The sequence below is a fragment of the Aphanothece microscopica RSMan92 genome (assembly GCF_046613545.2).
Lineage (GTDB): Bacteria > Cyanobacteriota > Cyanobacteriia > PCC-6307 > Cyanobiaceae > NIES-981.
Genome location: NZ_JBKKKY020000094.1, coordinates 1 through 8,254 on the forward strand (window position 1 = coordinate 1; position 8,254 = coordinate 8,254).

General features: G+C 70.4%; 8 protein-coding genes. 5 read left to right on the top strand and 3 right to left on the bottom strand.

The window, feature by feature from the left end; translation table 11 throughout:
* The 3 genes from katG to gad all read left to right on the top strand — a co-directional run.
* Positions 1-1,619: catalase/peroxidase HPI (gene katG / locus ACLD7X_RS15430; protein WP_411424557.1), on the top strand; the 1,619-nt coding region annotated here is incomplete at its 5' end.
* A complete protein-coding gene (locus ACLD7X_RS15435; RefSeq protein ID WP_411424558.1) occupies positions 1,612-2,595 on the top strand; it encodes a carbon-nitrogen hydrolase family protein in 984 nt (327 codons plus the stop codon). The genes katG and ACLD7X_RS15435, both read left to right, overlap by 8 nt.
* 58 nt (positions 2,596-2,653) lie before the next feature.
* Positions 2,654-4,042, top strand: a complete 1,389-nt coding sequence (gene gad / locus ACLD7X_RS15440) for a glutamate decarboxylase (protein WP_411424559.1) — start codon at positions 2,654-2,656, stop codon at positions 4,040-4,042.
* A gap of 178 nt (positions 4,043-4,220) precedes the next feature.
* On the opposite strand, the gene ACLD7X_RS15445 is transcribed toward gad, so the two are convergent.
* Positions 4,221-4,805: a hypothetical protein gene (locus ACLD7X_RS15445; RefSeq protein ID WP_411424560.1), complete on the bottom strand. Its 585-nt coding sequence runs from the start codon at positions 4,803-4,805 to the stop codon at positions 4,221-4,223.
* A 241-nt stretch (positions 4,806-5,046) separates the two neighbouring features.
* Between ACLD7X_RS15445 and ACLD7X_RS15450 the strand changes: the two genes are divergently transcribed.
* Together ACLD7X_RS15450 and ACLD7X_RS15455 are read left to right on the top strand one after the other, a co-directional pair.
* On the top strand, positions 5,047-5,727 hold the full coding sequence (locus tag ACLD7X_RS15450; RefSeq protein ID WP_411424561.1) for a type 1 glutamine amidotransferase domain-containing protein: 681 nt from the start codon (positions 5,047-5,049) through the stop codon (positions 5,725-5,727).
* A gap of 9 nt (positions 5,728-5,736) precedes the next feature.
* Entirely contained in the window at positions 5,737-6,480 is a 744-nt protein-coding gene (locus tag ACLD7X_RS15455; RefSeq protein WP_411424562.1) for a methyltransferase, read from the top strand.
* A 34-nt stretch (positions 6,481-6,514) separates the two neighbouring features.
* Here the strand turns inward: ACLD7X_RS15455 and lipA are convergent, their stop codons facing one another.
* Complete coding sequence (gene lipA / locus ACLD7X_RS15460) at positions 6,515-7,429, bottom strand: lipoyl synthase (protein ID WP_411424563.1); 915 nt, start codon at positions 7,427-7,429, stop codon at positions 6,515-6,517.
* Positions 7,430-7,549: 120 nt separating this feature from the next.
* Positions 7,550-8,254, bottom strand: a 705-nt coding sequence (locus ACLD7X_RS15465) for an EF-hand domain-containing protein (protein ID WP_411424564.1), incomplete at its 5' end; no start/stop codon positions are given.

The window sequence follows — 8,254 nt, forward strand, 5'->3', positions numbered from 1 at the left end:
AGCGTGAGCTGGAGAATCCGCTGGCCGCGGTGCAGATGGGGCTGATCTACGTGAACCCCGAGGGCCCGAACGGCGAACCCGATCCGGTGGCCTCCGGCCGGGATGTGCGGGAGACGTTCGCCCGCATGGCCATGAACGATGAGGAGACCGTCGCCCTGGTGGCCGGGGGGCACACCTTCGGCAAGGCCCACGGCGCCGGCAGCCCCGATCTGGTCGGGCCTGGGCCGGAGGGGGCCTCGCTCGAGGAGCAGGGGCTGGGCTGGAGCAACCGGTTCGGCAGCGGCAAGGGCGCCGATGCCACCACCAGCGGCATCGAGGGGGCCTGGAAACCCCACCCCACCACCTGGGACCGGGGTTATTTCGCGATGCTGTTCGGCTACGAGTGGGAGCTGGAGAAGAGTCCGGCCGGCGCCTGGCAGTGGCGCGCCAAGGATGTGCGCGAGGAACACCTCATCCCCGACGCCCACGACCCCACCAGGCGGCACCGGCCGATGATGACCACCGCGGATCTGTCGCTGCGCTTCGATCCGATCTACGAACCGATCGCCCGCCGCTTTCACGTCGATCATCAGGCCTTTGCCGACGCCTTCGCCCGCGCCTGGTTCAAGCTCACCCACCGCGACATGGGGCCGAAGGTGCTCTACCTCGGCCCTGAAGTGCCCGCCGAGGATCTGATCTGGCAGGACCCGGTTCCCCCCGTCGATCATCCCCTGATCGGCCCCGCCGCCATCGCCGAGCTCAAGGGCCAGGTGCTGTCCAGCGGGCTCACCGTGCCGGAGCTGGTGGCCACCGCCTGGGCTTCGGCCTCCACCTTCCGCGGCTCCGACAAGCGGGGGGGCGCCAACGGTGCCCGCCTGCGGCTGGCCCCCCAGAACGGCTGGGAGGTGAACCAGCCCGGGCAGCTGGCCCGGGTGCTGGGCGTGCTCGAAGGGATCCAGCAGAGCTTCAACGCCGCCCAGGCTGATGGCACCCGGGTGTCCCTGGCGGATCTGATCGTGCTGGCAGGGGCTGCGGCCGTGGAGGAGGCCGCCCGCGCCGCCGGCCAGGCCGTGACGGTGCCGTTCAGCCCGGGCCGCACCGATGCCACCCAGGCGCAGACCGATGCCGCCTCCTTCGCGGTGCTGGAGCCCCAGGCCGACGGCTTCCGCAATTACCTGAAGCGCACCTACCGCGTGCCGGCGGAGGAGCTGCTGATCGATCGGGCCCAGCTGCTCAGCCTCAGCGCCCCGGAGCTGACCGTGCTGGTGGGGGGACTGCGGGTGCTGGGGGCCAATGCGGGCGGCTCATCCCACGGCGTGCTGACCCACCGGGTCGGCACCCTCAGCACCGACTTCTTCGTGAACCTGCTCGACATGGGCACGGTCTGGACGCCGAACTCCGACGCTGGGGCCGAAGCCGCGGCAACCTTCGAGGGGCGTGACCGCCGGACGGGCGCGTTGCGCTGGACCGCGACCCGGGTCGACCTGGTGTTCGGCTCCAACTCCCAGTTGCGCGCCCTGGCGGAGGTCTATGCCCAGAACGATGCGCCGGCCAAGTTCGTGGCCGATTTCATCGCGGCCTGGACCAAGGTGATGAACCTGGATCGCTTCGACCTGCGCGCCGCCGGGACAGGTGGCTGAGCTGCCCTCCCGGGGCCTGCTGCTGAGCCGGATCCTGCCGGAACCCCCGGCCCCGGGGGAAGGACTGCGGCTGGCGCTCTGGCAGGGCGAGGGACGGGCCGGCACGGCGGCTGCCGTGGAGGAGAACCTGCAGCGGCTCGAGCAGGTGAGTGCAGCCGCCGCCGGCTGGGGTGCGCAGCTGCTGGCCTTCCCGGAGCTCTACCTCGGTGGCTATGCCAGCGATCCCGCGCGGGTGCGGCAGCTGGCGGAACCGCTCGACGGCCCCAGCCTGCAGCGCGTGGCGGCCTGTGCCCGCCGTCAGGGGATGGCGATCGCCTGCCCCTACGCCGAGCGGGCCCTGGTGGCGGGTGAGGAGCGCTTCTACGACGCCATCGCCCTGGTGGATGCCAGCGGCACCCTGCTGAAGAACTACCGCAAGACCCACCTCTGGGGCCCCGATGAGCGGAAGTTCTGGAGCGAGGGCCACCGCTTCGCGGAGGAGGGGGACGCCTTCACCGTGCAGGCCGTCAACGGGCTCGGCGTGGGCCTGCTCAACTGCTACGAAGCCGAATTCCCGGAGCTCACCCGTCTGCTGGCGCTGCGGGGGGGCCAGCTGGTGCTGATTCCCACCGCCGCCGACACCTGGGTGCGGCTGAGTGACGGCCGGCGCACCGCACCTCCCTACCCCGATGTCTCCCGCACCCTCCTGCCGGCCCATGCGTTCCAGGACTTCTGCTTCGTGGCCTATGCCAACCGCTGTGGTCTGGAGACCGTGGAGGGCGAGCCCTGGGCCCACTACCTCGGCAACAGCGTGATCTGCGCCCCGGACGGGTCCCTGCTGCTGGCCGCCGACAACCGGCCCTGCCTGCTGCTGGCCGACCTGATCCCCGGCGAGTACCACCATCCCCATCCGGAGGGAACCACCTACTTCGCCGATCGCCGAACGGATCTCTACGGCGATCTGCTCAGCCCTCCGCTCACCAGGCGATCCCCTTAGCGCTGGAAACCGGAGCGTCCTGGATACGGTGTGGGGCCAGGTCTGAGAGCGACACCGCATGGCCCTCCACGAGACCAGCCCCATCACCCGTAAGGACAGCAGCGACTCGGAGCTGCTGGTGCAACCGCTCCCGGCTGATGTCTTCCCCGCGGAGGGACAGGATGCCTCCATCACCGAGGCGATTCTCGAGGAGGAATTGCTGCTCGATGGCAACAGCAAGCAGAACCTCGCCACCTTCTGCCAGACCACCGAGGGGCCCGAGGTTCATGCCCTGATGGATCTGGCCATCGACAAGAACCTGATCGACAAGGACGAATACCCTCAGACGGCGGAAATCGAGCGCCGCTGCGTCAACCTCGTGGCCGATCTGTGGAACGCGCCGCAGGGCGCCACCGGCTGCTCCACCATCGGCAGCAGCGAGGCGGCCATGCTCGGCGGCCTGGCCGCCAAGTGGCGCTGGCGGGCGAGGCGTCAGGCGGCGGGCCTGCCCACCGACAGGCCCAACATGGTGTGCGGCAGTGTGCAGATCTGCTGGCACAAGTTCGCCCGCTACTGGGACATCGAGCTGCGGGAGATCCCCATGGCCCCCGGCCGCCTGTGCATGACACCCGATGACGTGCTGGAGCGGGTGGATGAGAACACGATCATGGTGGTCCCCACCCTCGGCGTCACTTACCACGGCCTCTACGAAGACGTGGCCGGCATCAGTGCCGCCCTCGATGGGCTGCAGGAGCGCACCGGCCTGGATGTGCCCATTCATGTGGATGCGGCCAGCGGCGGCTTCCTCGCTCCCTTCACCGCCCCTGACCTTCCCCCCTGGGACTTCCGGCTGGAGCGGGTCAAGTCGATCAATGCCTCCGGACACAAGTTCGGCCTCGCCCCCCTCGGCGTGGGCTGGGTGATCTGGCGCCAGGCCAGCGATCTGCCCCGGGAGCTGGTGTTCAGCGTGAGCTACCTGGGGGGCGACATGCCCACCTTCCAGATCAACTTCTCCCGGCCGGCGGGCCAGGTGATCGCCCAGTACTTCATGTTCGTGCGGCTGGGGCGGGAGGGCTACCGACTCACCCACGGCGTCTCCTACGCCGTGGCCCGCTACCTTGCCGCCGCCCTGGCCAGGCTGGAGCTCTTCGAGATCCTCCACGACGGGGATCCCGACCAGGGCATTCCCGCCGTGGTCTGGACCCTGGCCCCCGGCCGCAACGGCGGATTCAGCCTCTACGACCTGGCCGATCGCCTGCGCACTCGCGGCTGGCAGGTTCCGGCCTACCCCTTCACCGGCAGTCTCAGCACCAGGGCCTACCAGCGGATCCTGGTGAAGCGGGGCTTCAACCGCGAGATGGCGGATCTGCTCCTGCGGGACATCCGCCAGGCGATCGAGCACTTCGAACGGCACCCGGTCCCCGTGCCGCTCACGGCCAGCGAGGCCGCCTCCTACAACCATCTGTAGGGAACGCTGCACAGCCATGGCGCCTCAGCCCATGGGCCCTCAGCCCATGGGCCCTCAGCCCATGGCGAAGACGGTTCGATCACCCCCTCTGCCGCTTGAATCCAGGGGGGAGTGGCCCTGTCTGCAAGGGGCTGCGGGGGCGGAGCCACAAGGCCCTCGCCCCCACGCCCCCGTTCCGTTACCGGGACGCTTCGGCGTGGTTCAGCAGCAGATGCTCGACCTGCTCGAGGGCCTCGCCGGCCAGGTTGCGCACCGGTTCGAACTGCCCATCCCCTTCTTCGAGCATGGCCATGGCGACGCGATCCAGGAGGTCTTCCCGCTGCTCGGCGATCAGTGCCAGCACCTCCTGCTCGATCAGTTGCTGCAGCACCCGCGCGCGCAGCGAGCCGCGGGAACCGGCTTCCGCCAGGGTCCCCTGCACCAGTTCGCGCACGAACAGGCGCTGCACCTCATGGCTGCGGAGGAAGCTCTCCACCGCATTGATGGCCCCATCCACCACGGTGCGCTCCGCTTCGGCGTCCTCGGCCTGCAGACGGAACTCCCAGTCGAGGTGGCGGCGCTGCCAACCGGGCTGGTGCAGATGGGGGGTGACGCTCTCGCTGAAGCTGTCGACCGAGAGTTCGTAGACCCGTTCGGCCAGCCGCTCGCACCAGTCCCGACCGTGACGTTGCAGGCTGTCATCCAGGTCCATCCGGGCCACGGTGTGGCCGCCATGGAAGCTGTGGCAGATGCCGTTGGGGCATTCGACCGCCGAGAGGCTCATGCTGAGGAAGAAGCAACGTTCCCAGACCTAGCCACGTCCGCTGCCCAGGCCCAACAGTGCCAGGCCTCGGGGTGCGTGATCGTTGCAGAACGTCCGCTGATGCGCCCCTGCCCCTCGAGGCTGTTCCCCTCGAGGCTGCCCCCTCGAGGACGTCTCCCCAAGCACGTCATCCCCAGGGTGTGATCCCCAGGACCGTCCGTTTCACGTCCCTACAGTGGGCCCCAGGCAAGGCGTGGGGACGATGAAGCACATCCTGATCGTTCTCACATCCCACGATCAGCTGGGGGAAACGGGCACCCCCACCGGTTTCTGGCTCGAGGAACTGGCCACGCCCTACTACGTGTTCCGCGATGCGGGCCTGGGCCTCACCCTTGCGTCGCCCAGGGGCGGCGAGCCGCCCCTGGACCCCAAGAGCAGCCTGCCGGACTTCCAGACGGAGGCGACCCGGCGTTTCGAGGCCGACCCCGAAGCCCGGCAGGCCCTGGCGAACACCCGGAAGCTCTCGTCCCTGCGCGCGGATGGGTTTGATGCCGTCTTCTATACCGGCGGCCATGGGCCGCTCTGGGACCTGGCCTCCGACCCGTCCTCCATCGGTCTCCTCGAGGCGTTCGTGGTGCAGCACAAACCCGTGGCGGCCGTCTGCCATGCCCCGGCGGTGCTCTCCCAGGTCCGCACCCCGGCCGGGGATCTGCTGGTGGCGGGACGGCGCGTCACCGGCTTCAGCAACACCGAAGAGGAGGCCGTGGGGCTGAGCGCGATCGTGCCCTTCCTGGTCGAAGACCGCCTCAGGCAGCTGGGTGGTCGCTATGAATCCGCCGGCGACTGGCAGCCCCTGGCCGTGGTGGATGGTCTGCTGATCACCGGCCAGAATCCGGCGTCTTCGAGGCCGGCGGCCGAGGCTTTGCTCGCGGCCCTGGGCTGATCGCGCCCGATGCGCCTGATGCCCGGAGGGACGGTCACGGATCTCTTCCAACGGCGATGGAGCACCTACCGCCGGGTCGTGGACCACGACCTGATGGAACACCGGGCGCTTGCCGCGGCGACGGCCGGCGCGATCCGGCACTGGCTTGCCCAGCGATCCCCCACGGCCGGCCGGCCGCGGATGGCCGACCTGGGCTGTGGTGATCTCGCCCAGCTGGCTCCCCTGCTGCGGGAGCTGCCGTTGGAGGCCTACACCGGTGTGGACCTCTGTGCCGATGTCCTGCCCCTGGCGGCTGCCCGGCTGGAGGGTGTGGCCTACCGCCGCAGCTGGTGCCGGCAGGACCTGCTGGCCTGGGTCCTCGATCCCGCCGTCGCTGCGGCTCCTGCTGTCGATCTTGTCCACACCGCCTACGCCGTGCATCACCTCCACGATGGGGCCAAGCACCGCTTCCTGGCCGGGCTGCGGTCCCGGCTGGCTCCCGGCGGTCTCGTCCTCTGGGCGGACGTGTTTCGGGCATCCGGTGAAAGCCGTGCCAGCTACCTCGCGCGCTACACCCAGCGCATCCTGCAGACGTGGGATCCGCTGGCGGCGGCCGAACGCCAGCAGGTGATCGATCACATCAGCGCCCACGACCACCCGGCGGATCGCCGGGCGATCCAGCGGGCCGCCGAGGCCTGTGGCTGGCAGTGGCGCTGGCTCTGGCGCGGCAGCCACGGCGCCGAAGCCCTGGCCATGCTGACGCCCCGGGTCTGAGGGCCCGCGCCGGCTGCTTGCTTCGGCGTCGCGCTCACGCTTCGCCGGCGTGGTAACTGCTGCGCACCAGGGGGCCACTGCGCACCTGGGTGAAACCCAGCTCCCGGGCGATCCCGGCCAGGGCGTCGAACTCCTCCGGGCGCCAGTAGCGCGCCACGGGGATGTGGGCCAGGGAGGGGCGCAGGTACTGCCCCAGGGTGAGCCGCTGGCAGCCCACGTCGCGCAGATCCCCGAGGCAGGCCACCACGTCTGCGAAGCTCTCGCCCAGTCCCAGCATCAGACCGCTCTTGGTCGGGAGGGCCGGGGCGAGCTCCCGGGCTGCCGCCAGCAGCTCGAGGGAGCGGCGGTAGGTGGCGCCGCGGCGCACCTCCCCCTGCAGCCGCTCCACCGTTTCGAGGTTGTGGTTGAAGCACACCGGCTCCGCCGCGAGCACCGCCGCGAGTCGCGTCCGCTGGGCGGCCCGACCCTCCTCCTCGCCCTGCCGCCCACCCCAGAAATCCGGCGTGAGCACCTCGATCGCCACCTCCGGCCGGCGACGCCGGATGGCGGCCATGGTGCGGGTGAACAGGCTGGCGCCGTGGTCGTCCAGGTCGTCACGGGCCACGGCGGTGAGCACCACGTAGCGCAGCTGCAGGGTGTCCACGGCCTGGGCCACCCGCTCGGGCTCGTCATCGTCCACGGCCGCCGGTGGGGCGCCCTTGTCCACCTGGCAGAAGGCGCAGCTGCGCGTGCAGATCGGGCCACCCAGCAGAAAGGTGGCGGTTCCCGCGGCGTAGCACTCGCCCCGGTTGGGGCAGCGGCCCTCCTCACAGATCGTGTGCAGCCGCTGCTGCTTGACGACCCCCTGCACGGCCTCGAGGGCCGTGGCGTTGCCGATCGGGGAACGGATCCAGGCGGGCAGGCGCTCCCGGGGCGGGATGCTGCTGTATCGGCCGCGGGTTGGACGCATCGATCGGGAGTGGCGACCAGCAGGAGTGGCGACCGACCGTGGCTGGCCCGGCTGGTGCGCGGGAACTGTAAGAGCGGTTGTCTGCCAAGGGGGTTGGCCTGGCCGTCCCGGAGCCGGCCCTCAGGTCAGCAGCAGCAGATCCAGGAAGCTCCCCCAGCTCAGGCCCCGCCCTGGACTGCCGAACACCTGGCGGCTCTCCTCGTCCCGCAGGGGGGGCAGGCCCACACTCACCAGCAGCCGGTCGAGCTCGGCGGGGTCCAGTTCGGCATTGCCGTCGGCATCGACGGGCTGCAGATAGGTGAGCAGCTCGGCCCGTCCCGCGTGCAGGCGACGAAGCCGCAGCATCAGTTCGCCGAATTCCTCGGGGTCCACCTGGCCGTCGCCATCGAGATCCATGCGCCTGAGGATCGTCTCGAGCTGCAGGAAGCGTTGGCGGCTGGCGCCATCGGCAAGGCTGCCCCCCTGGCGGCGCATCAGCCCGGTGGCGAGCTCCGCGACGCTGAGGCTGCCGCTGCCGTCCCGGTCGAGGTCCTCGAACAGATGCCGGAGGCGCTCGCGTTCGGCGGCATCCGCGCGGGGCAACAGCACGGCCTTCTGTTCACCGGCGACGCTCTGGTGCAGCTGGCGACGAAAGTCCCTCAGCAGCGCCCTGGCGACGATGAACCGCTGCCGGTGTTCCTCGGGGGTGAGCACCGAATGCAGCGCCACCGGCAGGAGGGAGGGAAGGGCCCGGCGCACCAGCACCATCGTGGTCATGGTGGCCAGCACGAAGGGCAGGGTGAGCACGGGCAGCTGGGCGCTGCCCAGGCCCTGGGCCAGGGCCGG